At 71.7% G+C, this 22,122-nt stretch carries 28 protein-coding genes; 15 read left to right on the top strand and 13 right to left on the bottom strand.

Annotated features, from left to right (window positions below):
- Positions 1-885: an NAD(P)-dependent oxidoreductase gene (locus ACNNMR_RS09160; RefSeq protein ID WP_419994034.1), complete on the bottom strand. Its 885-nt coding sequence runs from the start codon at positions 883-885 to the stop codon at positions 1-3.
- Positions 886-1,004: 119 nt separating this feature from the next.
- On the opposite strand from ACNNMR_RS09160, the gene ACNNMR_RS09155 reads away from it, so the two are divergent.
- From ACNNMR_RS09155 to ACNNMR_RS09120, 8 genes are all read left to right on the top strand, one after another.
- A complete protein-coding gene (locus ACNNMR_RS09155; protein WP_419994033.1) occupies positions 1,005-1,331 on the top strand; it encodes a winged helix-turn-helix transcriptional regulator in 327 nt (108 codons plus the stop codon).
- Positions 1,332-1,536: 205 nt separating this feature from the next.
- Positions 1,537-2,862, top strand: coding sequence for an N-acetylmuramoyl-L-alanine amidase (locus ACNNMR_RS09150; protein WP_419994032.1), 1,326 nt, complete (start codon positions 1,537-1,539; stop codon positions 2,860-2,862).
- Positions 2,863-2,924: 62 nt separating this feature from the next.
- Positions 2,925-3,842 (top strand): PAC2 family protein, encoded by a 918-nt coding sequence (locus tag ACNNMR_RS09145; RefSeq protein WP_420000305.1) that lies wholly within the window; start codon positions 2,925-2,927, stop codon positions 3,840-3,842.
- A gap of 42 nt (positions 3,843-3,884) precedes the next feature.
- A complete protein-coding gene (coaE, locus tag ACNNMR_RS09140; protein WP_419994031.1) occupies positions 3,885-4,502 on the top strand; it encodes a dephospho-CoA kinase in 618 nt (205 codons plus the stop codon).
- A 63-nt stretch (positions 4,503-4,565) separates the two neighbouring features.
- Complete coding sequence (locus ACNNMR_RS09135) at positions 4,566-4,934, top strand: tetratricopeptide repeat protein (protein WP_419994030.1); 369 nt, start codon at positions 4,566-4,568, stop codon at positions 4,932-4,934.
- A gap of 144 nt (positions 4,935-5,078) precedes the next feature.
- The gene (locus ACNNMR_RS09130; protein WP_419994029.1) at positions 5,079-5,726 is read left to right on the top strand and encodes a nitroreductase family protein; all 648 of its coding nucleotides are present in this window, start codon (positions 5,079-5,081) and stop codon (positions 5,724-5,726) included.
- A gap of 217 nt (positions 5,727-5,943) precedes the next feature.
- On the top strand, positions 5,944-6,675 hold the full coding sequence (locus tag ACNNMR_RS09125) for a sugar phosphate isomerase/epimerase family protein (protein WP_420000304.1): 732 nt from the start codon (positions 5,944-5,946) through the stop codon (positions 6,673-6,675).
- A 53-nt stretch (positions 6,676-6,728) separates the two neighbouring features.
- A complete protein-coding gene (locus tag ACNNMR_RS09120; RefSeq protein ID WP_419994028.1) occupies positions 6,729-7,475 on the top strand; it encodes a phosphotransferase family protein in 747 nt (248 codons plus the stop codon).
- A 4-nt stretch (positions 7,476-7,479) separates the two neighbouring features.
- On the opposite strand, the gene ACNNMR_RS09115 is transcribed toward ACNNMR_RS09120, so the two are convergent.
- A complete protein-coding gene (locus ACNNMR_RS09115; protein WP_419994027.1) occupies positions 7,480-8,568 on the bottom strand; it encodes a DUF4037 domain-containing protein in 1,089 nt (362 codons plus the stop codon).
- Positions 8,569-8,603: 35 nt separating this feature from the next.
- On the opposite strand from ACNNMR_RS09115, the gene ACNNMR_RS09110 reads away from it, so the two are divergent.
- Positions 8,604-9,251 carry a uridine kinase gene (locus tag ACNNMR_RS09110; protein ID WP_420000303.1) on the top strand — a complete coding sequence of 216 codons (648 nt, stop codon included), beginning with the start codon at positions 8,604-8,606 and terminating at the stop codon, positions 9,249-9,251.
- On the opposite strand, the gene ACNNMR_RS09105 is transcribed toward ACNNMR_RS09110, so the two are convergent.
- The 3 genes from ACNNMR_RS09105 to ACNNMR_RS09095 all read right to left on the bottom strand — a co-directional run bounded on the left by ACNNMR_RS09105 (position 9,238) and on the right by ACNNMR_RS09095 (position 11,888).
- A complete protein-coding gene (locus ACNNMR_RS09105) occupies positions 9,238-10,935 on the bottom strand; it encodes a hypothetical protein (protein WP_419994026.1) in 1,698 nt (565 codons plus the stop codon). The genes ACNNMR_RS09110 and ACNNMR_RS09105 overlap by 14 nt on opposite strands.
- Positions 10,936-11,290: 355 nt before the next feature.
- Positions 11,291-11,638 carry a DUF6343 family protein gene (locus tag ACNNMR_RS09100; protein WP_419994025.1) on the bottom strand — a complete coding sequence of 116 codons (348 nt, stop codon included), beginning with the start codon at positions 11,636-11,638 and terminating at the stop codon, positions 11,291-11,293.
- Positions 11,639-11,717: 79 nt separating this feature from the next.
- A complete protein-coding gene (locus ACNNMR_RS09095) occupies positions 11,718-11,888 on the bottom strand; it encodes a hypothetical protein (protein WP_165241793.1) in 171 nt (56 codons plus the stop codon).
- Between the two features lie 106 nt (positions 11,889-11,994).
- On the opposite strand from ACNNMR_RS09095, the gene ACNNMR_RS09090 reads away from it, so the two are divergent.
- The 3 genes from ACNNMR_RS09090 to ACNNMR_RS09080 all read left to right on the top strand — a co-directional run bounded on the left by ACNNMR_RS09090 (position 11,995) and on the right by ACNNMR_RS09080 (position 13,742).
- Positions 11,995-12,879 carry an alpha/beta hydrolase family protein gene (locus tag ACNNMR_RS09090; protein ID WP_419994024.1) on the top strand — a complete coding sequence of 295 codons (885 nt, stop codon included), beginning with the start codon at positions 11,995-11,997 and terminating at the stop codon, positions 12,877-12,879.
- A gap of 167 nt (positions 12,880-13,046) precedes the next feature.
- Positions 13,047-13,214, top strand: a complete 168-nt coding sequence (locus tag ACNNMR_RS09085) for a hypothetical protein (RefSeq protein ID WP_419994023.1) — start codon at positions 13,047-13,049, stop codon at positions 13,212-13,214.
- A 54-nt stretch (positions 13,215-13,268) separates the two neighbouring features.
- Entirely contained in the window at positions 13,269-13,742 is a 474-nt protein-coding gene (locus ACNNMR_RS09080; RefSeq protein ID WP_419994022.1) for a type II toxin-antitoxin system PemK/MazF family toxin, read from the top strand.
- Between the two features lie 23 nt (positions 13,743-13,765).
- Here ACNNMR_RS09080 and ACNNMR_RS09075 read toward each other — a convergent pair whose 3' ends face one another.
- The 6 genes from ACNNMR_RS09075 to ACNNMR_RS09050 form a co-directional block, all read right to left on the bottom strand.
- Positions 13,766-14,167, bottom strand: a complete 402-nt coding sequence (locus ACNNMR_RS09075) for a RidA family protein (RefSeq protein WP_419994021.1) — start codon at positions 14,165-14,167, stop codon at positions 13,766-13,768.
- A gap of 113 nt (positions 14,168-14,280) precedes the next feature.
- Positions 14,281-15,279, bottom strand: coding sequence for a trypsin-like serine peptidase (locus ACNNMR_RS09070; protein WP_419994020.1), 999 nt, complete (start codon positions 15,277-15,279; stop codon positions 14,281-14,283).
- A gap of 154 nt (positions 15,280-15,433) precedes the next feature.
- Complete coding sequence (locus ACNNMR_RS09065) at positions 15,434-16,360, bottom strand: carbohydrate kinase family protein (protein ID WP_419994019.1); 927 nt, start codon at positions 16,358-16,360, stop codon at positions 15,434-15,436.
- A gap of 4 nt (positions 16,361-16,364) precedes the next feature.
- Positions 16,365-17,270, bottom strand: coding sequence for a pseudouridine-5'-phosphate glycosidase (locus tag ACNNMR_RS09060; RefSeq protein WP_419994018.1), 906 nt, complete (start codon positions 17,268-17,270; stop codon positions 16,365-16,367).
- Positions 17,271-17,302: 32 nt separating this feature from the next.
- The gene (locus ACNNMR_RS09055; RefSeq protein WP_419994017.1) at positions 17,303-17,755 is read right to left on the bottom strand and encodes a hypothetical protein; all 453 of its coding nucleotides are present in this window, start codon (positions 17,753-17,755) and stop codon (positions 17,303-17,305) included.
- 34 nt (positions 17,756-17,789) lie between these two features.
- Positions 17,790-18,362: an RNA 2'-phosphotransferase gene (locus tag ACNNMR_RS09050; protein ID WP_419994016.1), complete on the bottom strand. Its 573-nt coding sequence runs from the start codon at positions 18,360-18,362 to the stop codon at positions 17,790-17,792.
- Positions 18,363-18,470: 108 nt separating this feature from the next.
- On the opposite strand from ACNNMR_RS09050, the gene ACNNMR_RS09045 reads away from it, so the two are divergent.
- Both ACNNMR_RS09045 and ACNNMR_RS09040 read left to right on the top strand, forming a co-directional pair.
- Positions 18,471-19,028: a hypothetical protein gene (locus ACNNMR_RS09045; RefSeq protein WP_419994015.1), complete on the top strand. Its 558-nt coding sequence runs from the start codon at positions 18,471-18,473 to the stop codon at positions 19,026-19,028.
- A gap of 5 nt (positions 19,029-19,033) precedes the next feature.
- Positions 19,034-19,924: a phosphotransferase gene (locus ACNNMR_RS09040; RefSeq protein WP_420000302.1), complete on the top strand. Its 891-nt coding sequence runs from the start codon at positions 19,034-19,036 to the stop codon at positions 19,922-19,924.
- Positions 19,925-19,938: 14 nt separating this feature from the next.
- Here the strand turns inward: ACNNMR_RS09040 and ACNNMR_RS09035 are convergent, their stop codons facing one another.
- Entirely contained in the window at positions 19,939-20,478 is a 540-nt protein-coding gene (locus ACNNMR_RS09035) for a DUF1697 domain-containing protein (protein ID WP_419994014.1), read from the bottom strand.
- Between the two features lie 53 nt (positions 20,479-20,531).
- Positions 20,532-21,080, bottom strand: coding sequence for a methylated-DNA--[protein]-cysteine S-methyltransferase (locus ACNNMR_RS09030; RefSeq protein ID WP_419994013.1), 549 nt, complete (start codon positions 21,078-21,080; stop codon positions 20,532-20,534).
- A 240-nt stretch (positions 21,081-21,320) separates the two neighbouring features.
- Here ACNNMR_RS09030 and ACNNMR_RS09025 point away from each other — a divergent pair, with 240 nt between their 5' ends.
- Positions 21,321-22,109, top strand: a complete 789-nt coding sequence (locus ACNNMR_RS09025; protein ID WP_419994012.1) for an MHYT domain-containing protein — start codon at positions 21,321-21,323, stop codon at positions 22,107-22,109.
- Positions 22,110-22,122 lie beyond the last annotated feature (13 nt).

Here is a 22,122-nt window from a genome sequence, read left to right as displayed (position 1 = left end):
TTAGGGCTGGGGCTTCTTGAGGATCTCCGTAAGCGCCGCGATGCTCTCCTCGCCCCTCCCCGCCGCCACCGCCCGCTCGAGCAGCTCGTGGAACGGCCGATGCCACGCCACGTCCAGGCCCGCCTCCTTCCCGAGCTCCGCGTCGTGCGCCGCCCCGGCGGCGAAGGTGTTCACGGTCGACAGCGGCTTCCCGTAATCGCCGCTGTCGATCTCCGCGGCCAGGAGCGGCAGGATGGAATTGATCATCTCGAACCACTTCACCGTGAACCGCACCAGCGACGCCGCCTCCAGCCCGCGCGCCTGCAGCGCCGCCGCCCCCTGGAAGAAGCCGACCAGCGCGGGCAGCAGCGTGCCGCCCACCGCCATCTCGTAGAGCGCGGCGAGGTCCGGCTCCGTACCCAGGTACACCGTGTCGCCGCCGAGCACCCGCAGCACCGGCTCGTACTCCGTGAAGGCCTCCCGGTCACCGCCGTAGTAGAGGAGCGTGTCCGCGGCGCCCACCGCGGGCGGGACGTTCTTGATCGCGCCGCCGAGGCAGCGGGCGCCGTGCTCGCGTGCCCACTCCGCCGTGCGGCGGGCGCCTGCCGGGGAGCCGCTGTTGAGGGTGACGAGCGTCCGGCCCGCCAGCGCGGCGGCGGCCGGGGCCAGGGTCGCGAGCGTGGCCTCGTGCGTCGTCAGGCAGGTGATCACCAGCGGGCTCGCGGCCACCGCTGCCGCGGGTGAGTCGGCCACCGTCGCCCCCTTCGCCGCAAGCGGGGCGGCCCGCGCGGCCGTTCTGTTCCAGACGGTGGTGGGGTGGCCGGCCTCGATGAAGGCCGACGCCAAGGCGCTGCCCATCGCGCCGAGGCCGATGACGGTTACGGGGGTGTGCTGCTGCACGGACATCTGCCGCTCCAGTTCCGGGGATTGGTGATCTCCATGGTCGGCAGGACGCGATACTCTGCGCAAGTACCGACATTTTTGTTCGGTACCCACAGATGTGTAAGTGAGGAGGGTGCGCGCGTATGCGCAAGTACACCTGCGGCTTCGACGCCGCCATCGACGTGATGGGCGGCAAGTGGAAGGGGCTCATACTCTTCTGGCTCGGGGAGGAACGGACCCTGCGGTTCGGCGAGTTGCGGCGCATCGTCGAGGGGATCAGCGAGCGGATGCTCACGCTTCAGCTGCGCGAGCTGGAGGCGGCCGGGCTGGTGCACCGGGAGGTGTACGAGCAGGTGCCGCCCAAGGTGGAGTATTCGCTGACCGACTTCGGACGCTCCCTCGTCGCCGCCCTCATGCCGCTGGGGGAGTGGGGCGAGCAGCACATGGAGCGGCTGGAAGCGCTGCCGTGACCAGGTAAAACTCTGGTAACGGCCACCTGCCGGGGGTTGGTTGAAACTTTCTTCCGGCAGGTCGGAGGGGGTGCCAGTGGTCTGCTCCACTGGCCCAACACGCCGTACATCCACCGCCCTTGACTCACTGGCCCCCCTGGTCACAGTGTGTGCCTCCGTATGCACACGGGGACGACCGCCCAGACCTTGCCGAGGGGAACCCGTCATGACGTCCAGTCAGAAGACCAAGCTCGCGCTCGCGCTCACCGCCGCCGGCGCCTTCAGCTTCGCTCTGCTCGCCCCGGCCGGGGCCGCGAGCGCGGAGGGCGGTGCGACCGAGTGCCCGGCCTACCTCGACTGCGACTGGGTGCCCGCGGCGTACGCGGAGACGCCTGACGGGAATTACGGCAACTACGACACGTCGGAGCGGCCGAAGACCAACAAGATCAAGTACATCGTCCTCCACGACACGGAGGAGACGTACGACGACACCATCAAGATCTTCCAGGACCCGGCCAGACAGGCCTCCGCGCACTACCTGGTGCGGTCCAAGGACGGGCACGTAGCCCAGATGGTCAAGAACAAGGACGTCGCCTGGCAGGCCGGCAACTGGTACATCAACGGCCAGTCCATCGGCATCGAGCAGGAGGGCAAGGCCGCCGAGGGCGCCAAGTGGTACACCCCCGAGCTGTATCGCTCGACCGCCGCGCTGGTGCGCCACCTCGCCGCCAAGTACGACATCCCGCTCGACCGCGAGCACATCATCGGCCACGACAACGTGCCCTCGCTGACCACCGCCAAGATCGCCGGGATGCACTGGGACAGCGGGCCGTACTGGGACTGGAACTACTTCTTCACGCTCCTCGGCAAGCCGACCGTGCCCACCGGCGGCCCGGGCAGCGACCTGGTGAAGATCAACCCGAAGTTCAAGGAGAACATCCAGGCCATCCGCGACTGCGAGCAGAACGTCGACCTGCCCGCCCAGCCGTCGAGTCTGCTCCCGATCTACACCGCGCCCTCCACGGATGCCGCCCGCCACTCCGACCCCGGCGAGCACCCCGACGGCGGCGCCGGGACCAACTGCGCGCAGGACACCGGCGCGTGGGTCAGCAGCGGCATGAGCTTCGTCGTCGCCGAGCGCAAGCCCGGGTGGACGGCGGTGTGGTACCAGGGTGAGAAGGTGTGGATCAAGACGCCGGCGGGCCAGCGGGTCCTCACGCCGCAGTCGGGGTACGTGGTCAAGCCGAAGGCGGGGAAGGAGAGCGTGCCGGTGTACGGCGGTGTGTACCCGGAGAAGGGTGAGTACCCGGCGGACATGGCCGATGAGGAGAAGGCGACCTCGGAGGCATTGCCGTACACCCTCAAGCCGGGGCAGGCGTATGCGGGTGGCGGGACGGCGCCCAACGGCTACTACTACGCCCCGACCTTTGACTCGTCCAAGCCGTACGACCACACCTTCTTCCCGGGCGCGACGAAGTACGTGACCGTGCAGATCGGGAGCAGGATTGGCTTCGTGAAGCGGGATGATGTGGACATTGTGCGCGAGCGCTGAGCGCGTCTCATCTCACAGCGGGAATCTTCACGGGCCCGCAGGGGTTGGGAACGTACATGGGTATGTACGAATGGGACCCCCGCGGGCTCGCCGCAGTCGATGCCGTCATCGAGCACGACTCCGCCGGCCTGGTCATGCTGTATCACTTCGACGGCTTCATCGACGCCGGCGAGACGGGCGAGCAGATCACCGAGCGGCTGCTCGACGCCCTCCCCCATGAGACCGTGGCCCGCTTCGACCACGACCGCCTGGTCGACTACCGGGCTCGACGCCCCCTGATGACCTTCCAGAGCGACCGCTGGGCGGACTATGACGTCCCGGTCCTCGAACTGCACCTGATGCGCGACGCCACCGCCGCGCCCTTCCTCCTGCTCACCGGCCCCGAGCCGGACGTCGAGTGGGAGGCCTTCGCCGCCGCCGTCCGCGAGATCGTGGAGCGGCTGCAGGTCCGCCTCTCCGTGAACTACCACGGCATCCCCATGGGCGTCCCGCACACCCGCCCCGTCGGCATCACGCCGCACGGCAACCGCACGGACCTCATGCCCGGCCACAAGTCGTACTTCGACGAGGCCCAGGTCCCCGGCAGCGCCATGTCCCTGGTGGAGTACCGGCTGGGCCAGGCCGGACACGACGTCCTCGGCGTCGCCGCCCATGTGCCGCACTACCTCGCCCGCTCCGGCTATCCGGACGCCGCGCTGACCGTGCTGGAGTCCATCACCTCCGCCACCGGCCTCGTCCTCCCCGGCATCGCCCACTCGCTGCGCGCGGACGCGCTCCGGGTGCAGAACGAGATCGAGCGGCAGGTGGAGGAGGGCGACGAGGAGCTGACGTCGCTGGTCAGCGGCCTTGAGCACCAGTACGACGCGGTCGCGGGCGGCGAGAGCCGGGAGAACCTGATCGCGGAGCCGGCCGATCTGCCATCGGCGGATGAGCTTGGCCAGGAGTTCGAGCGCTTCCTGCGGGAGCGGGAAGAGGGGTAGCGCGCGGGGAGGGCCGAAGCCGCCGCCGATAGGCTGCCCCGCATGCTGAAAGTGGGACTGACCGGGGGCATCGGCTCCGGCAAGAGCGAGGTGTCGCGGCTGCTCGGCTCGTACGGGGCCGTGATCATCGACGCCGACAAGATCGCCCGGGAGGTCGTGGCGCCCGGCACGCCGGGGCTGGCCGCGGTTGTCGCCGAGTTCGGCGAGGGGGTGCTGCAGCCGGACGGGTCCCTGGACCGGCCGCAGCTCGGCACCATCGTCTTCGCCGACCCCGACCGGCGCGCGGCGCTCAACGCGATCGTCCACCCCCTCGTCGGCGCCCGCTCGGCCGAGCTGGAGGAGGCCGCCGGGGCGGATGCGGTGACCGTCCATGACGTGCCGCTGCTCGCCGAGAACGGGCTCGCGCCGCTGTATGACCTCGTGATCGTGGTGGATGTCGCGCCCGAGACCCAGCTGGACCGGCTCGTACGGCTGCGCGGCATGGCCGCGGACGAGGCCCGCGCCCGGATGGCCGCTCAGGCCACGCGGGAGGAGCGGCTGGCGGTCGCGGACATCGTGATCGACAACGCGGGGACGCTGGAGCAGCTGCGGGAGCGGGTCGCCGGGGTGTGGGCGGAGCTTGTGGCCAAGGCGGGGCGCGGTTCGCCGGGCGAGGCGTAGCGGGGAATACCGGCGGGCAAGATCTCGTTGGCTGGACTGAGCGCGATGGAAAGGAGCTCAGCCGTGCCCCAGAACGCCCGTACCCCCGAGACCGACGTCGTCGACTTCCGGGCCGCCGAGCTGCTCCTGGACGTACGGGACCCGCAGGGTGCCGTGAAGCTCCTGGACCCGATCATCGAGAACCACCCGGAGCAGCTCTCCGTGCGCCTGCTCCGCGGCCGCGCGTACTTCCTCTCGGCGCAGCTGCGCCGGGCGGAGGCGGACTTCCGCGTGATCGTGGAGCGCGAGCCCGACAATGCGTACGCCCACTATGTGCTGGGCCGCACCCTGGAGCGGGGCGGCCGAGACGACGAGGCCCGACCGCACTTCCGCCTGGCGGCGGCGCTGGATCCGCGGCCGGACTTCTGGGAGGCCGCCGGGTTCGGCGACTGACTGGCGCGGGGGCCGGGGACGGAGTTCCGCGACACCACCGAAAAAACGCTGTGGCCGGCTGCTGCTCGGTGCTGGGTTTTTTCGGCGGCGTCGCTCCACTCCGTCCCCTCGTCGCGTCGGCGGCCTCCGTGGTCTCCTGGTCGCATGATGACCACCATTCCGTACGAGGCGATGGCTGTGCCCGCCGAGGAAGCGGCAGCGCGCAGCCGCGAGTTCCACGCGACCATGGCACGCCGCCGCACCGTCCGCGACTTCTCGTCGCGGCCCGTACCGGACGACGCGATCGAATGGGCGGTCCGTACCGCTGCCACCGCCCCGAGCGGGGCGAATGTGCAGCCCTGGCGCTTCGTCGTGATCACCGACCCGGCGCGCAAGCGGCGGCTGCGGGAGGCGGCCGAGGCGGAGGAGCGGGAGTTCTACGGGCGGCGGGCGTCGGAGGAGTGGCTGGAGGCGCTGGCGCCGCTCGGGACCGACTGGCATAAGCCGTTTCTGGAGACGGCGCCTGCGGTCATCGTCGTCTTCGAGGTGCACAAGGGGCCGCAGTCGCCGCGGCCTTACTACACCAAGGAGTCGGTCGGCATCGCCGTCGGGCTGCTGCTCGCCTCGCTGCACCAGGCCGGGCTCGCCACGCTCACGCACACGCCGAGCCCGATGCGCTTCCTCAACGAGGTGTGCGAGCGGCCGGCCGAGGAGCGGGCGTCCTATGTGATCCCGGTCGGGTACGCCGCCGAGGACGCGCGGGTGCCCGATATCCGGCGGAAGGAGCTGGACGAGGTTCTGGTGCGGCTCTGAGGCTGCTGCTACGTTGACGGGCGGAACGATAGAAAGCGCTTGCACAGTCCGTCAGTTGCCCCTTCGAAAGGCGGTAGCAGTCTTGAACGGCAAGCCCCTTCCCCGTCGCCGTACCCTCCTCACCGCCGCGCTCGGCGCGGCCTCCCTCGCTGCCCTGCCCGCCCGCGCGGCGGCCGCCGAGGCGCGGACCCGGCGCATCCCGCCCGGCGGCATCGGCATGCACCTGTACACGATGCGCACCCCGCTCGCCGCCGACTACCCCGGCACCCTGACCGCCCTCGCCGACATCGGCTACGCCACGGTCGGCGTCAGCGGCCGCTTCGGCAACACGCCCGCGCAGATCCGCGGTTGGGCCGACGCGGCCGACCTGCGGATCGTCCTGGAGCACGTCTCGTACGACATCGTGGCGGGTGCCGGGCTGCCGCAGGCGCTCGACGACGTCCGCACGCTGGGCGGCCAGTGGATCGTCGTGCCGAGTCTGCCGTCCGCGCTGCACTCGCCGGCCGGCTACCGGGAGGCGGCGCGGGTCTTCAACCGGGCGGGCGCGGCGGCGCGCGACGCCGGGCTGAAGCTGCTCTTCCACAACCACGGCGGCGACCATGAGACGGTCGACGGCGAGGTCTTGTACGACATCCTGCTGGCCGAGACCGACCCGCGGCTGGTCGGCTTCGAACTCGACCTGTACTGGGCGGTCAAGGGCGGCGCCGACCCCCGCGACCTCTTCCTCGGGCATCCGCGGCGCTTTCCCGCCCTGCATGTGAAGGACATGGCGCCGGACGGGAGCTTCGAGGACGTGGGGTCAGGGGTGCTGGACTTCCCGCGGATGTTCGAGGCGGCGGACACGGGTGGCGTACGGCAGTGGCTGGTCGAACATGATTCTCCGGCCGACCCGTTCGCCACCGCCCGTAACAGCTACGACTACCTGTCGACCGTCCGCTATTGCCCGTAGGGCGGCAATTAACCGGAAGGCGGCCTTGGCGGTCGTCCGGGATACTGATCGCCATGGATGAGGTCGAAGTCGTCGCCGCCCATCACGAGTGCGCGACCCTGCGCGTCGGCGACGTATTCCTGAAGGTGGACGGCGACCAGGCGCGTTCCGACCACGAGGTCGAGGCGATGAGCCTGGCGCGGGTGCCGACCCCGGAGGTGCTGTGGCGCAAGCCGCCGGTGCTTGCGCTCGCGGCGCTTCCGGGGGCGCCGATCGCCCGGCTCGGCGAGCCCTCGGCCTCGCCGGCGGCGGCGTGGGTCGCGGCGGGTGCGGCGCTCAGGAACCTGCATGAGACGCCGCTGCCGGACTGGCCCGGGCGGGCGGGGCGGAGCGTCGATGCGCTGGTGGCGGAGCTCGACGCCGAGTGTGCGCGGCTGGTGGCGGGTGATCTGCTGCCCGCTGATCTGGTCGCCCGTAACCGGGAGGTCGCGGAGGCCGTGCTGCGGCCGTGGACGCCGGTGTTCACGCATGGGGACCTGCATGTGGCGCACCTGTTCGTCGAGGGTGACGAGGTCAGCGGCATCATCGACTGGACCGAGGCGGGGGCGGGCGATGCGCTGTACGACATCGCCACGCTGGCGCTCGCGCATCAGGAGCATCTCGCGGACCTGGTCGCTGGTTACGGCACTGACGTCGACCTGGACGTGATCCGCGGGTGGTGGTCGCTGCGCAGTCTGCTGGCGGTGCGGTGGCTGGTCGAGCATGGCTTTGACCCGTTTACGCCTGGTGGTGAGGTCGACGTGCTGAAGGCGCGGATGTGAGGCGTCATGAGCGGAGGCCCAGCAGCGGCGCCGCCGCTCGGCAGCGGGTCGGGCTGCTGAGGACGTCGGTGCTGTCGACGGCCTGGTCGATGGCGCCGGTGAGGGAGCCGACGGTGTCGTGGCGTAGGCCTTGGCGCTCGATGTGGGTGCGTACCTCGGGGTCGGTGACCGTGCTGGTCAGCGCCGGGACGAAGCGGCCGGCGTCGAGCACGCGGACGTCCCGGTCGTAGAACTGCCGTGGTGCTGGGTCGACTTCGGGTGCGAGGCCGAGCGCGTTGGTGGCGGCGGCGAGGTCGGCGGCGGCCGTGCAGACGGCGGCTTCCCGCTCGCGCCAGGTGGGGGCCGCGAGGGCGGCGTCGAGGTGCGGGCCGATGCGGGGGGCGAGGGGGAGGCGGGCGAAGGCGGTGCCCAGCCATTTGCTGTACGGGGCCCATCGCCGGTCGATGAGGAAGGCCAGCCGCATCAGCTCCCGTACCAGCCGGGCGGCCACGATGGCGCTGCCGCGCTCGTCGCCGACGCCGCCGGTGCGGCCGATGAAGGCCTCCTCCTGGGAGACCTTGAGCCAGGCGGCGGCGAGGACGTAACGCCAGACGTCGTCCGGATACCAGCGGAGGGTCTCGCGGCGGTTCCGCAGTTCGCCGTCCGGGTCGGCGAAGACGGCTCCGGCGGTGAGGGTGGCGAACTTCTGGGTGGGGGTGAGGAGCCAGTCGGCGAGGGTCAGTCTGCCGGGTTCGCCGGGGTCGACGGCGATCTCGCGGCGGAAGAAGCTCGCCGCGGTCGTCACCTCGACGTGGTGCTGTGGTTGGGCGCCGGGGACGTCGGCCTGTGCGTACCAGACCGGATGGCCGCCGAACTCCGGCGGCAGCTCCTGGAGCGCGGCTTCGACGGGCGCCGGGTCTGCTCCGGTCGGCAGGAACAGCTGCAGTCGCGGCCCGAAGTTGTGATCGGTGGAGACGGCGTCGTCGAAGCCGAGCACCTCGGAACCCGACCCGAGCAGCGCTGCCGCGTGCGGGATGCCCGTCCTGGTGACGAGCGGCGCGACCGCGTCCGCGTAGAAGCGGCGGGCCAGGTCGAGGCCGGGGGTGGAGATCATGGGGGTAGCGTACGAAAGATGGGGTCTGGATCTTGGTGAATTTTGCGGCGATCTCCTGGGAGCGGCTGGCGGTGGAGCTGGCCGAGCGGGCCGCCGGGGTGACGCCTGCGGATGGGGCGGCTCGGGTGCGGGTGGCCGTGGACGGGGCGCCCGGGGCCGGGGGCGGGGAGCTTGCGGGGCTGGTGGCCGAGGAGTTGCGGGTGCGGGGGCGGGCCGCGGTGGTGGTGGCGGCCGAGGGGTTTCTGCGGCCGGCTTCGCTGCGGCTGGAGTGGGGGAAGCGGGATGCCGATGCGTATTACGACGAGTGGCTCGATGTCGGTGCGCTGTGGCGGGAGGTCTTCGGGCCGCTGGAGGCGGGTGGGAGCGGGCGGGTGCTGCCCGATCTGTGGGATCCGGTGGCGGATCGGGCGACGCGGAGTCCGTATGTGGAGGTGCCTGAGGGTGGGGTGGTGATTCTGGAGGGGGCGCTGTTGCTGCGGCACTGGTTTCCGTTTGATCTGGCGGTGCATTTGCGGCTGTCCGAGGGGGCGCTGGCGCGGCGGGTGCCGGAGGAGTTGCGGTGGGCGCTGCCTGCCTTTGCGCGGTACGAGGCCGAAGCGGCGCCGGGGGAGGCGGCGGATGCGGTGGTGCGGGCCGACGATCCGCGGCGGCCCGCCTGGTCGGGTTGGGCTATTGGCGGTTGAGGGTGCGGGCGGCGCCGGCGGCGACGGTGGTGGCGAGGATCCAGCCGGCGGAGGTCAGGATGAACGCGAACCACTGATAGCCGCCCTCGGCCGCATAGGCGCTGTCCTGGCCGAAGCTGACCAGGGGGAGCAGCAGGTCGAGGGTGTAGTAGACGGGGTTGAAGTCCGGGGCCTTGTGCGGCTCCAGCGGGGGCGGCTGGGCGATGGCGAAGACGGTCACGCCGAGGACGAGGAGGCCGATGAGCCAGGCGAGGGCGCGGGCCGGGTTGTACCCGTAACCGACGGTCGAGTCCTGGAGCAGGCCCCAGGCGCGGGCCGGTCGGGGGAGCTGGCGGCGGCGGGCGCGCTGCTTGGCGAGGAGGATGCGGCGGGCCTCGTCCTCGTGGCCGAGGCGGCGGTACGTGGCGGCGAGCTGTTCGTACGGCTGCGGGTGGTACGTGTCGTCGGTGGCGTCGCGGTCGAGCCAGGGGATGCGTTCGGCGGCGGTGAGCGGGGTCTCCAACTGGTCGTAGACGGCGCCGTCGAGGCGGATGCTCGTGGGCCAGGCGGCGGGGTCGTCGCGGAGGACGCCGAGCGCGACGTGGCGCAGGTCGATCTCGCCGGGCGGGGCCGTGGTGATGCGCAGGTCCAGCTCGCGGGCGTGGAGGTGGCGCAGGGAGAGGGCGGTGTCCGGGCCGGTGAGGCGGGCGCCGTTGAGGATGACGCGGCTGGGGGTCTCGGCGCCGGCCAGCCGGATCTCGCCGTCGGCGGTGAAGCGGTGGTCCAGCACGATGTCGGCGCCGATGTGGGCGCCGGGAGCGTCCAGGGTGCGGCCGCCGGGGTTGGTCAGGTGCGCCGCGCGGAGGAAGAGGGTGCCGGTCACGTCGGCGCCGCGGAGGCTGAGGGCACCCTCGGCGTGGAGGCGGTAGGCGGTCAGGTCGACGCCGACATGGATGCGCACGGCATCGAGGGCCGTGCGGCCGCTCGCCTGCGGGAGGCCGTCGGCGTGGTCGGGGGCGTGGATGCCGCCGGTGCCGAGCAGGCGGGTCTCGCGGAGCTGGACGCTGCCGCCGATATGGGCGCTGCGCAGAGAGACGCTGCCGTGTACGGTCATGCCGCGCAGCAGCAGGTCGTTCTCGACCTGCATGCGGTCGGCGTGCAGCGCGTCGCCGTCGGTGGCGGTCAGGTGCGCCTGGTTGAGGATCAGGGCGCCGGAGATCCGGGCGCCGACGAGCCGCACCTCGCCCAGCGAACGGCAGCCCGTCAGCCGCAGGTTGCTGTCGACCTGCGCATGCGAGGCCAGCAGCCCCGCCAGCCGCGAGCCGGAGAAACTCAGCTGCCGGGTGCGGGCCCCGTACATGCTCACCCGCTCGTCGAACCAGCACCCCTTGAGCCGCAGATTGTGCTCGAATTCGGTGTTGTCGAGATCCAGCTGCCCCGTGATCCGCGCCCCGATGATGCTGATCCCTGCCGCCCGGCCCGGCTCGGGCTCGCGGGCGCCGAGCAGCAGCGCGGATATCACCTCGGCGCGGATGGTGCGCTCGCGTCCCCAGCCGGCACCGGCGGCTGCTGGGCCGTCGGTGGTGGGGTCGTCCGCGGTGGGGTCGTCCGCGGCCGGGTCGCCGCTGCGCAGATCGACATCACTCGCCGTCCCGAACGCCTCCCACAACCGCCGCTCAGGCCCCGTAAGTTCCTCGGGCAGCACGCCCCCACCCTCCCCCTGGCTGTTCGTATGCCTCGTGGCGGAAACTAAATCAGATCATCGAAGTCGAAAGGCCGTCGAGTCCAAGCCACCGACCAGCGCGTCGGAGAGATGGTTTTCGGCTATCTCTTCGGGTAGCGTCAACGGCCAGCGTTTGCCGCCGATCGTCGGCCGACCGGGGGCGGGCAAACTGTGACCTCGAAGTGCCGGTTCGACTCCGGCCCGTGCCTCTCCCATGGCGCGGTTGCGTAATGGCAGCGCACGAGGGCACCAGCACGACCCGCTTCCCTGATGCAGGCCGACGTGCGCATTTGGGCGGCAACATGGGGCTCGGAGGCCTACCGCCTCCGGGTCCCGCTCAGGTACCCGGGCGGTGGGTGCCGGCGTCGTCCTCGCCGGCATCCTTGCCCGGGTACTCGTCGTCCAGCGGGTGGTACGGCGGCACGTCCGGGCCGGGCTGATAGTGCGCGCCCTGGCGTATGCGGCGGCGGACCACCGCGATGTCCACGGCGGCCGCGGCCGCCAGGACGCCGCAGGCCGTGGCCCAGCCGGGGCGGTCGGTCAGGGCGAAGGCGATGGTGCCGCCCAGCGTCCACAGCAGGCCCCACAGGGCCAGCCAGAAGCGCATCCGCAGCGGGCTGCGGGCATGCGCGGGCTCATCGCCGCTGCGCGTCAGATGTGGCCTTTTCGGCCTGGTCGTCGGCATGGCAATGCATCTCCTCCCTCCAGCATGCGCCTTTACGGGACGGATACGCGACTGCTCAGCGAGCGCTCGGCAAAACCTCTCAGCGAGCGATCGAAAGCAGCCAGCCGGCTATGCCGTACTCCCCGCGGGCGGCGGCCTCGCGCATGCCCTGCGCATCCGCCTCCGCCTCGGATTCATCCGGGTCGGCGGCGGCGAGGCCGAGCCGCAGCTCGGCCGTCTCGAGCTCATCGACAACGTCGTGGTAGTCCATGCCGGGAAAGCTACAGCGCCCCACTGACAATCGGCCCTGACCTGCGCATATCTGCCCGCAGCAGAGTTCCCGGCCCGGTCGGTGCGGGCTGCGTACGGTGGGGTGCATGGCGATGACGGAGACGCAGACGATCACCGGCACGGCGGCGGGGGTGCCGTACACGGCGCTGCCGCCCGCGGGCGGCCCGCACGGCAGCACCGGCCACGCAGGCACCCCTCCCACCCCCGCCCCCCTCATCGTGACCTGGCACATGCTCGACGCCCCTCGCACCGACGCCGCCTTCGCGGCCGCACTGCCCATGGCCGCCGTCCCCGCCTGGCGGGTGCACCTCGGCATGCCCATGTGCGGCGCGCGGATGGTCGACGGCCGCCTCGACGCCGTCCTCGAGCTCATCCACCAGGACCCCTTGATGGCCTATCTGGCCCCGTTCCTCCGCCAGGCCGCCGACGAATTCCCCGCCGCGCTGACCGCCCTGCGCGAGCAACTGCCGGTCGACGACGGGCCGATCGGCATCCTGGGCGCCTCGCTCGGCGGCGGCGTGGCGCTGGAGGTGCTGGACCGGGGGCAGATCCCGGTACGGGCGGCCGCGCTGGTCAATCCGGCGGTACGGATCAGGTCCGCCGTCGAACTGATCGAGGACAGCTCGGGCCGGACCTACCCGTGGACCCCGGAGTCCCGTAAGACCGCCGATGACCTGGACTTCGTCGCCCGGGCTCAGGAAGGAGTGGCAGCGCAGCCGCCGTTGCTGCTGGTCAGCGGTGAGCTCGACCATCCGGGGCTGCGGACGGACGCGGCGGCGCTGGTCGATGAGCTGCGCGCCCAGTACGCGCACCCGGACGACGTCGAGCTGGCGACCGTACCCGACCTCGCGCACGCGCTGGCCGACGAGCCCGGCCTCGAGCCGGCCCTCCAACGACCCGTAACCAAGGCGGTCGACGGCCTGCTGACGCAATGGTTCACGCACCGGCTAAGCACCACTAGGCAGCCCTAAGGGCCCAGACACCAGCACCTTAGGCGCCGACCCCCACCCCCGACCTCCGAACTAAGGCGCCCGCCTCCCAGAGATGAGGCAGTCGCCCGATGTGGCGCACCCCCCTGGCAGAGGAGATTAGAAGCACGCCAAGGGAAGAGCACAACACCACACAGGGAGACACCAAAATGTTCGAGTACGAGATGCACCAGGCCCGCGCCAACGACCTGCACCGCAAGGCCGCCGCCGAGCGCCGCTCCGCGCAGGCCGCCCGCCGCGCCCGCTCCGAGCGTCGCTTCGCCCTCGCCGGCCGCCGCGCCGCAGGCGAGCGCCGGCACTGGGCGAAGGCCGCCTGAGCCGGTCACGGGCCCGCGCCCGCCGCGCTTGACCAAGCCGGTAGCGTACGGCCCGTGACCGAATCGATCAGCCCGCAGCACCGCGACGATGCCGCCGATGACGCGAATCCGGGCCGCTACGGCCCGGGCGCGACGGTGGAGATACAGCCGAAGCGCGTAGGCCCGGTCCGTACCTCCTACGCCCCCGACTACGACGGCGATCCGGACCCCGGTGAGATCGTCTGGACCTGGGTTCCGTACGAGGAGAACGACGGCCGCGGCAAGGACCGCCCCGTTCTCGTCGTCGCCCGCGAACCGGCCGGCACGCTGCTGGCCGTCCAGCTCTCCAGCAAGCGCCACGACGACGACCGCGAGTGGGTCGCCCTCGGCTCAGGCCCCTGGGACCGCTCAGGCCGCGACTCCTGGGTCGACCTCGACCGAGTCCTCCGCGTCCACCCCGCCGGCATGCGCCGCGAGGCCTGCGCCCTGGACTGCCAGCGCTTCCACCGCGTGGAACACCGCCTTCGGCTGCGCTACGGCTGGAGCTGATCCGCCGGCCAGGACACCGCGAGCTACGCCGGCACCACGGCCGTCACCGTGATCTCCACGAGCTGCCCGGGATACCCGAGCACCGACACCCCCAGCAGCGTCGAGGTATGCGGCCCCCCGCTCAGCCCGGAGTCCCGCACCACCTCCCAGACCCGCGTCAGCGCGGCGGACTCCGTGCCCACGACGTAAACGCTGCTGGCCACGACGTGCTCCAGGCCGCTGCCGATCGCGGCCAGCGCCTCCGCCACGTTCGCGATGACCTGCCGCGCCTGCGCCTCGGGGTCGCCCTCGCCGACCAGCTTCCCTTCCGGATCGAGCGGCACGCCGCCCGCCAAGAAGGCGAGGCGCTCGCCCGCCTCCACGATGGCGGTGTGGGAGTAGCCGGGCGGCGGGAAGAGGGCGGGGACTGTGGTGAATGCCGGCATTAAGTGCGCTCCGGGTGTGGATGGGATGGGGGCAGGGGCGCGGTTTGCGCGGTCGCGCCATTGCGGCGATCTTTGCTGGCGCGCCCCTGCCGGCGCATCCGGTTTTCCCGGGGTCAGGCGTTCTGTGCCTCCTCGTACAGCTTCTGCGCGTCCGCCCCGAAGTACGGGCCGAACATCATCGTCGGGAGGAAGTTGTACTTGAAGCTGTTCACCGACGACTGCAGCCCCGTGCCCGCAACCTCGTCGAACTTGGTGAACCAGGGACCGCCGCTCGACCCGCCCGTCATATCGCAGTTGAGGCCGTGGTCCTGGGAGAGCAGGAAGTCCTTGCTCGTGCGGCCGCTGCAGTAGATGAGCTTCTCGCCGTCGTACGGGGACGCGGCCGGGAAGCCGAAGGCGTACATGTCGACGTTGTAGCCGGTGTTGAAGGCCACGCCCTGCGCGCCGGTGACGTCCGTGAGCTGCTTGCCGTCCAGCGGGTTCACGACCGCCGCGCCGACGTCGTAGTTCAAGTCCTCGCTCGCCGACCACTGCGGCGTGGAGAGCGTCTTGGCGGCCGTCCACTTGCCGAGCGGCGCCTGGCCGTCGTGGTAACCGGGGACGAAGACCCAGTCCTTGTGCCAGGCGCCCTCCATCTTCACGCAGTGGCCCGCGGTGAGGACCGTGGACTTGTTGGCGCTGGTCACGGCATTGCCGGAGCAGGAGGCCGTGCGGCCCTGGTAGGTGAAGAAGACGCGGCCCGAGGTCTGCACCACCTTGCCGTCACCCGTCCATGGTCCGCCGCCCTCGGGCAGCGCCTTGGGGGAGGTGGGCGGGATCAGCTTCTTGGCGCTCTCACGGACCTTGGCACCCAGGTCCGCGGCATCGGCCGGGAGCAGATCGAGCGGCTGGGCGGAGCGCATGCGCTCCGGTGACCAGAAGGACGAGAGGGATTTCGAGTTGTTCGTCGCCTGGTGCGACGCATCGTGCGACCAGGGCGATGGCGCCGCGCCCGCCGGGGCTGCGGAGGCCACCGCCCCGCCTATGAGCGCGCCGACCGCCGCCAGCGAAGCGGCTATCCGGCCGGTACGGGCACGCCGGCGCACCGGCTGCCCGTGTGGGTTGTCGTTCACGCGGACTCCTTCTGCCCTTACGGGTGGGGACGTGTGCAGAGGTGTTGCGTGCCTAGGTGCATGCCTGCCGAGGTACGCCAGGTGCCCGGGCAAAGTGGTTCTGCCCACTGTGAGTTGTCGTGCACGCGTAGAGTGCCACTAATGAGACTGGCTGTCAGGAGGGCGCTGCACGCTCGGACTTACGAGCCGCGCCGCCCCCGTTCGGCGGCCGTCCGCCCACCGTCGTCACCGCCAGCGCCCCCGCCCGGCAGCCCGCTTTCGCGGCCTCCTCCGGCCTCGCGCCGGCCGTGCAGGCCGCCAGGTAACCGCCGTTGAAGGCATCGCCCGCGCCCGTCGAGTCCAGCGCGCTCGCCCGCGGCGCCCGGACCCGTACAGGAGGAGGCCCGAAAGCCACCACCGCCCCCGCCCCGCCCAGCGTCACCACCGCCGTCCCATGCGCGGCGGCCAGCGCGGATGCCGCCTCCGCCGGGTCGTCCAGCCCAGTCAGCAGCGTCGCCTCCGCCGCATTCGGCAGCAGCACGTCCGCGTCGCGGATTGCCGCCGCGAAGGCCCGTACGCCCAACTCCTCGATGAAGCCGGTCGAAGCCGGGTCCACGCTCACCGGCACGCCGCGCTCATGTGCGGCCGCCGTGGCCAGGGCCGCCAGGGCGCGGCCGTTCGGGCTGAAGTAGAGGTAGCCGGAAAGGTGGACGCGGGTCACGTCCCGCAGGAGCTCGGCCGACCAGTCGTCCGGGCCCGCGCGGAAGGCGGCGCCGCTGTCCGTCAGGAAGGAGCGCTCCGCCGCCGGATCCGAGCCGTCCACCAGCGCGATCACCGTCCCGGTCGGCGCCTCGGGATCCACCACCACGTGCGGCTCCACCCCGGCGCGCCGCAGCTCCGCCCGGTGCCAGTCCGCGGCGTCCGCGCCCGCCCGTGTCAGCAGGCGCACCCGCGCGCCGCAATGCGCCGCCCAGGCAGCGCAGTTCGCGCCCGCCCCGCCCGGCAGCAGCGCGATCCGGGCCGCCGTGTCGGTGCCGCGGGCGAGCGGCTTGTCGTGCCGGGCCACGACGTCGGTGATGACGTCGCCGACGACCAGCAGCACCCCGTCACGCCCTCGCGCAGTGCGCCGCCGCGATCTCCCCCGCGAGCCGCACATTTCCCCGTACCGCCGCCAGATTCGCCTCCAGCGACGCGCCCGCCGTGTGCTCCGTCAGATACGCCAGCAGATACGGCGTCACCGCCTGCCCCGTCACGCCCTCGCGCTCCGCCGCCGCCAGGGCGCCGGCCAGCACCCGGTCGTGGAGCGCGGGGTCGAGCTGCTCGGCCTCCGCCACGGGATTGGCCACGATCAGCGCCGATGGCGGCCCGTCGAGCGCGTCCTGCGCGTCGATCACCGCGGCCGCCTCCGCCGGCGTCGACACCGTCCAGTCCACCGGCTCGCCGGACGTACGCAGATAGAAGCCGGGGAATTCCGCCGTCCCGTACCCGACCACCGCCACCCCCAGCGTCTCCAGACGCTGCAGTGTCGCCGGTACGTCCAGGATCGACTTCACGCCCGCGCACACCACCGCGATCCGGGTCCGCGCCAGCAGCCCCAGGTCGGCCGACTCGTCCTGCACCGACACCCAGTCCCGGTGCACGCCGCCGAGCCCGCCGGTCGCGAAGACCCGGATGCCCGCGCGGGCCGCGAGGAACGCCGTCGCCGACACCGTCGTCGCCCCGCTCGCGCCCAGCGCCGCCGCCGGGGCGAGGTCGCGGGTGCCGAGCTTGCGGATGCCGTCGTCGTACGCGACCCGGTCGAGCTCCGCCTTCGTCAGGCCGACGCGCGGCTCACCGTCGAGTACGGCGATGGTGGCGGGGACCGCGTCCGCCGCGCGGACCAGCGATTCGAGCTCGGCCGCGACCTCCGCATTGCGCGGGCGCGGCAGGCCGTGGGCGATGATCGTCGACTCCAGGGCGACCACGGGCGTGCCGCCCGCGAGCGCCTCGCGCACCTCGTCCGTAAGCCTCAAGTGTCCACCCTCTACGTGTCGTACGGCCCGTTCTACGTGTCGTACAGCCCGTCCCACGGCTCATGAAAGCCGAGCCCGTCCGGGTAGAACTCTGCCCAGTCCGGCTCGTCGCCATCATGCTTCTCGGTCACCAGGCCGAAGCGGATGCCGTCCACCACGACCTCGAAGGGCCGGATGGCGATGTCGCCGAACTCCAGCCCCGCCAGGGAGTCGAGCTGGTCCTCCAGCCGCTTGTCGAGCGCGCCGTCCGCGGGCAGCCCGGGACCCGGCGTCCAGATGTCGGAGTCGAGGTGCGCGCCGTCGGCGGCGAAGCGGTGCAGGACCACGTACCAGCGGCGATGTTCGTGCCAGTCGGGGCCCATGGTGTAGTCGGGCGGATAGGCCGCCGTGATCGAGGCGAAGAACTGGCCGCCGGCGAACCGGCCGATGTTCTCCGTGCGGTAGCCCGGTTCGTAACGTATCGGGATGACCTCGGGAATGGGCATGGGCCCGACCCTAAGGGGTGAGCGCGGTACGGGATCAAGGGGCCCGGTCGGCGGGCCCGTCCGGCAGCAGCGCCAGGTACTCCGGCGGCACCGCCGCCACCAGCCACACGCCATTGGCGCTGGTACGGAACGCGTGCCCGGCCGCCTGCATCCGCCCCGCCGCCACCGTCAGCACGACCGGCTTCCCGCGCCGCCCGCCGACCTTACGGGCCGTCGCCACGTCGGCGGACAGGTGGACGTCGTGCCGCGCCATGGGGCGCAGGCCATCCTTCATGATCAGCCCCACCACCCGCGACACGGTGCCGTGGTACAGGACTTCGGGCGGCTCCGCCGGCTCGTATCCCAGGTCCACGGCGATGCTGTGGCCCTGGCTGGCGCGGATGCGGGCGCCGGTGGCGTCGAAGGCGAAGCGGCGCTTGTCGTTACGGGTGACGACCTCGTCGAGCTCGGCGCGGGTGACGCGGCGGCCGCGCGCGGCCAGTCCGGCGAGGAGGGCGTCGACGTCGGCCCAGCCGGCCTCGTCGAGGGTGACGCCGAAGCGTTCCGGCTCGTGGCGCAGGCAGAGGGAGAGGGTCTTCGAGACGCGTATCAGGCGCCGGTTGTCCATTTCTCCTGGGGTGTTGTGGGTGTTTTCGGTATTCATTTGCCCTTGAGGGTACGGGCCGGTCGGCCGCGCATGCGCGCGAATTTCGGTGCGGGCGCCTACGGTCGGCGTATGACGCGTCCCGATCTGCCGCTGCTGATGCTCGACGTGGACGGGCCGCTCAACCCGTGGGCGGCGCCCGAGTGTCCGCCCGGCTACCAGACCTACCTCGTCACCGGCCTCCAGGTCGGCGACCTGCACGTGTGGCTCAACACCGGGCACGGGGAGCGGCTGCAGCGGCTGCCGTACCACCTGGTGTGGGCCACGACGTGGATGCATGAGGCGAATGTCGTGATCGGCGGCCGCGCGCTCGGGCTGCCGACGCTCGATGTGATCGAGTGGACCGGGATGCATCTGCCGGATCCGGACGGCCTGTACTGGAAGACGCGGCAGATCGCGGCGTGGGCGGGCGGGCGGCCGTTTGCGTGGGTGGACGACGAGATCGGGGATGCGGACCGGGAGTGGGTGGCCGAGCATTACGACGGGCCGGCGCTGCTGCACTGGGTCGATCCGCGGGTGGGGCTGGTGGAGGCGGACTTCGTGGCGCTGGAGGAGTGGGCGGGCGGGCTCATGGAGGGACCAGGCGGACCTATGGAGGGCCCCGACGGGCTGATGGAGGGACGAGCTTGATCTTCGTGGAGGTGCCGCTCACCGCGGCCGTACGGGCGGCGACCGGGGTCGCCGGGACCGCGGAACGGCTGTACGGCGGCGAGGAGTCCGCGGCCTGGCGGGTCGGCGATCGCGTGGTGCGGATCGGGGCGTACGAGAAGGACATCGCCGAGGCCGAGTGGTGCCACGCGGTCGCCGCGGCGGCGCGGGACGGAGGGTGCGCGGAGGCGGTGGTGCCGCTGCCGCTGCCGGGGCGGGCGGACGGGGCCACCGTGGCGCTGGTGGAGGGGCGGGCCGTATCGCTTTGGCCCTTTGTCGATGGTGTGTGGGCGGGGGAGGACCCGGAGACCGCGGGCGCCGCGGCGCGGCTGCTCGCCCGGCTGCACCGGGCGCTGGCGGAGGTGCGGCTGCCGCCGCGGCCGCGACCCTCGTTCCTGGAGACCGGGCTGCTCGGTGAGGTGGCGTACGAGGATCCGCGGCTGCACGATCCGCAGCTGGACGCCTGGCTGGCGGACTTCTCGGCGCGGGCCCGGGTGCGGCATCCGCTGCACGGCGACTTCTACCACGGCAATCTGCTCGCCGACCGGGAGGATCCGCGGCGGCTGATCGCCGTGCTGGACTGGGACGAGGCCTTTGTCGCGCCGCCGGAGGTGGAAGTGGGCAGCGCGGCGCTGGAGTTCGCGGACGAATTCGGCGGCGACTTCAAGGAGGCGCGGTTCTTCGCCGACACGTATCTGGAGGCGGGTGGCACCGCCCGGGCGATGGACGACGAGGAGCTGGCGCAGCTCATGCGGCACCGGCTGCGGCGCGAGGGCGCGTACTTCGCGCAGGCGGTGGCGCGCGGCGTGCAGCACGACGAGGAGGACCTCGACTACCACCGGCGGCGGATGGAGGCGTTCTCCCGGCTGCGGCCGTAAGTCCTGCTAGGGCCCTAGGCGTCGGCCAGCTCCAGCAGCTTCAGCACCGTGTTCCAGTTCCGGGCGGTGGCGGTGAAGGGGACCTTCTTGTTGGCGAAGTTGGCGGCGAGCTTGGAGCGGCCGAGGCCGCCGGGGCACCACATGTAGACCACGCGGTCGGCGATCTTGTACTGGTCGGGCGCGTACTTCTTCGGGTCGTCCGTAACGAACCAGACGTCCTTCGGCCGCGCCGACAGGAAGACCGCGACGAACTTCGCGGGCTCGTCCGGCCCTTCCGGCAGCGGATTCCCCTCGATCACGGCCGCGATCTCGTCGCGGGTGCGGACGATGACCGGGATGGTCAGCCCGAACTCCTCCTGGATCGCCGAGGCGACGGCCACCTCCGTCTTCTCCGTGGCCGTGCCCGGGTCGTCGAAGACGACATTGCCGCTGGCCACGTACGTGACGACGTTGCCGTAACCGCGCTCGGTCAGCACCTCGCGGAGGCGCGCCATGGGAATCTTGTTCTTACCGCTGACATTGATCCCCCGCAGCAGCGCGATCTGCTTGCTCACGCACGTGCCCTTCCTGGAGTGACGGATTCCGCTCTTCGGCGAGCGGCATCCTGTCAGAACAAGGGCTCCGGCAGCACCCCCTCGATGGCCAGCAGCCGCCGCTTGGTCTCCAGGCCGCCGCCGAAACCGCCCAGGCCGCCGCCGCTCTCCACTACCCGGTGGCAGGCCACCACGATCGGCAGCGGGTTCGAGCCCATGGCGCGGCCGACGGCCTGCGCGGCGCCCGGCTCGCCGACCCGGTCGGCGAGGAACTGATAGCCGACCACCGTGCCGTACGGAACCTGGGCGGCCAGCTCGTGCAGCACCTGCCGGTTGAAGCCGCGGGACAGGCTCCAGTCCAGCGGCAGCTCGAAGCTCCGCAGGTCACCCGCGAAATAGGCGTCCAGCTGGGCCTCGGCCGCGGCTATGTGCGCCGCGCCCGGGCCCGGGCCCGGGTCCGCCGGCTCGCCGCCGAGCCGCTCGCGCAGCCCGGCCTCCATCACCGCGGCCGCCTCCGGCTGCGCATGAAAGCCGATCTTGACCAAGCCGTCGGCCGTGGCGGCGAGGAGCAGCGGGCCGATCGGGGTGTCCCGCACGCTGAGGGTGAAGTCGCGCTTGTCCATGTTCCGGAGCGTACGTCGGACCACTGACAGCGCTTACAGCGCTGTCCGTATTGATCGTGGTCCGTCACATACCGATTAGGTATCGGCGGACTTAAGGACGGCCTAATTCGCGAGCGCCGCACAGACGTGTCATTACCATCTAGTTGCCTCGCGCAACCTCCACGTACCCCCCACAAGATCCTCACACAGGAGTCTTCATTGTCCGGTCCTGCTGTGCCTGTTGATGGCTTTTCGTACGGCTTGCTCACACCTGTCGCCGCCTTCCTCATGGCGGCGCTGGGGAGCGCCCTCGGTCTGCGCTGCACCCTGCGTGCGGTGAGCGTCGAGTCGCGCCGGGCCGGCTGGCTCGCGCTGGGCGCGGTGGCCATCGGCACCGGAATCTTCACGATGCACTTCATCGCGATGATGGGCTTCACCGCCCAGGACGTACGAATCAACTACGACATACCAGTCACCCTCGCCAGCCTCCTGGTGGCGATCGTCGTGACCGGCCTCGGCGTCTTCCTCGTCGGCTACCGCGGCCGCACCCCGCTCGCGCTCACCGGCGGCGGCGTGATCACCGGCATCGGCGTCGCCTGCATGCACTACATGGGCATGGCGGGCATGCGGATGTCGAACGGCACCCAGGAGTACGACCCCGGCGTGGTCACGCTCTCCGTGCTCATCGCCGTGGTCGCCGCCACCGCGGCGCTGTGGCTGTCGATGACGGTGAAGAAGTTCGGGGTGGCGGTCGGCGCCGCGCTGATCATGGGCGTCGCGGTCTCCGGCATGCACTACACGGGCATGGAGGCGCTGAGCGTGCACGCCAGCTCGGTGGCGGGCGGCGGCGGGAAGTCGCCGGCGGAGATCCTGGCCCCGATCCTGATCGGCCCCGTGCTGCTGCTGGTCTTCGTCGGCCTCTTCGTGGGCATGGACCCGCTGGAGCGGGAGTGGCGGCACAGCTCGGACGGCGAGGGGCCGCGGGGGACGCCGGATCCCCCGGACGCCGGGGCGTCCGGGGCATCCACGATGTTCGAGCCGCGCCGCTAGGGGGCTGCCCCGC

Source organism: Streptomyces boninensis, assembly GCF_048572725.1.
GTDB lineage: Bacteria > Actinomycetota > Actinomycetes > Streptomycetales > Streptomycetaceae > Streptomyces > Streptomyces boninensis.
Note: the sequence above shows the minus strand (reverse complement) of the source record. Positions and strands in the feature narration are given on the sequence as shown.

Coding starts and splice junctions, on each gene's coding strand:
- ACNNMR_RS09045 (WP_419994015.1), top strand. CDS start 18,471: ATGACGCGTCCCGATCTGCCGCTGCTGATGCTCGACGTGGACGGGCCG.
- ACNNMR_RS09085 (WP_419994023.1), top strand. CDS start 13,047: ATGTTCGAGTACGAGATGCACCAGGCCCGCGCCAACGACCTGCACCGC.
- ACNNMR_RS09130 (WP_419994029.1), top strand. CDS start 5,079: ATGATGACCACCATTCCGTACGAGGCGATGGCTGTGCCCGCCGAGGAA.
- ACNNMR_RS09160 (WP_419994034.1), bottom strand. CDS start 885: ATGTCCGTGCAGCAGCACACCCCCGTAACCGTCATCGGCCTCGGCGCG.
- ACNNMR_RS09155 (WP_419994033.1), top strand. CDS start 1,005: ATGCGCAAGTACACCTGCGGCTTCGACGCCGCCATCGACGTGATGGGC.
- ACNNMR_RS09120 (WP_419994028.1), top strand. CDS start 6,729: ATGGATGAGGTCGAAGTCGTCGCCGCCCATCACGAGTGCGCGACCCTG.
- ACNNMR_RS09030 (WP_419994013.1), bottom strand. CDS start 21,080: ATGGACAAGCGCGACTTCACCCTCAGCGTGCGGGACACCCCGATCGGC.
- ACNNMR_RS09075 (WP_419994021.1), bottom strand. CDS start 14,167: ATGCCGGCATTCACCACAGTCCCCGCCCTCTTCCCGCCGCCCGGCTAC.
- ACNNMR_RS09100 (WP_419994025.1), bottom strand. CDS start 11,638: ATGCCGACGACCAGGCCGAAAAGGCCACATCTGACGCGCAGCGGCGAT.
- ACNNMR_RS09095 (WP_165241793.1), bottom strand. CDS start 11,888: ATGGACTACCACGACGTTGTCGATGAGCTCGAGACGGCCGAGCTGCGG.
- coaE (WP_419994031.1), top strand. CDS start 3,885: ATGCTGAAAGTGGGACTGACCGGGGGCATCGGCTCCGGCAAGAGCGAG.
- ACNNMR_RS09055 (WP_419994017.1), bottom strand. CDS start 17,755: ATGCCCATTCCCGAGGTCATCCCGATACGTTACGAACCGGGCTACCGC.
- ACNNMR_RS09145 (WP_420000305.1), top strand. CDS start 2,925: ATGTACGAATGGGACCCCCGCGGGCTCGCCGCAGTCGATGCCGTCATC.
- ACNNMR_RS09125 (WP_420000304.1), top strand. CDS start 5,944: ATGCACCTGTACACGATGCGCACCCCGCTCGCCGCCGACTACCCCGGC.
- ACNNMR_RS09050 (WP_419994016.1), bottom strand. CDS start 18,362: ATGGACAACCGGCGCCTGATACGCGTCTCGAAGACCCTCTCCCTCTGC.
- ACNNMR_RS09115 (WP_419994027.1), bottom strand. CDS start 8,568: ATGATCTCCACCCCCGGCCTCGACCTGGCCCGCCGCTTCTACGCGGAC.
- ACNNMR_RS09150 (WP_419994032.1), top strand. CDS start 1,537: ATGACGTCCAGTCAGAAGACCAAGCTCGCGCTCGCGCTCACCGCCGCC.
- ACNNMR_RS09090 (WP_419994024.1), top strand. CDS start 11,995: ATGGCGATGACGGAGACGCAGACGATCACCGGCACGGCGGCGGGGGTG.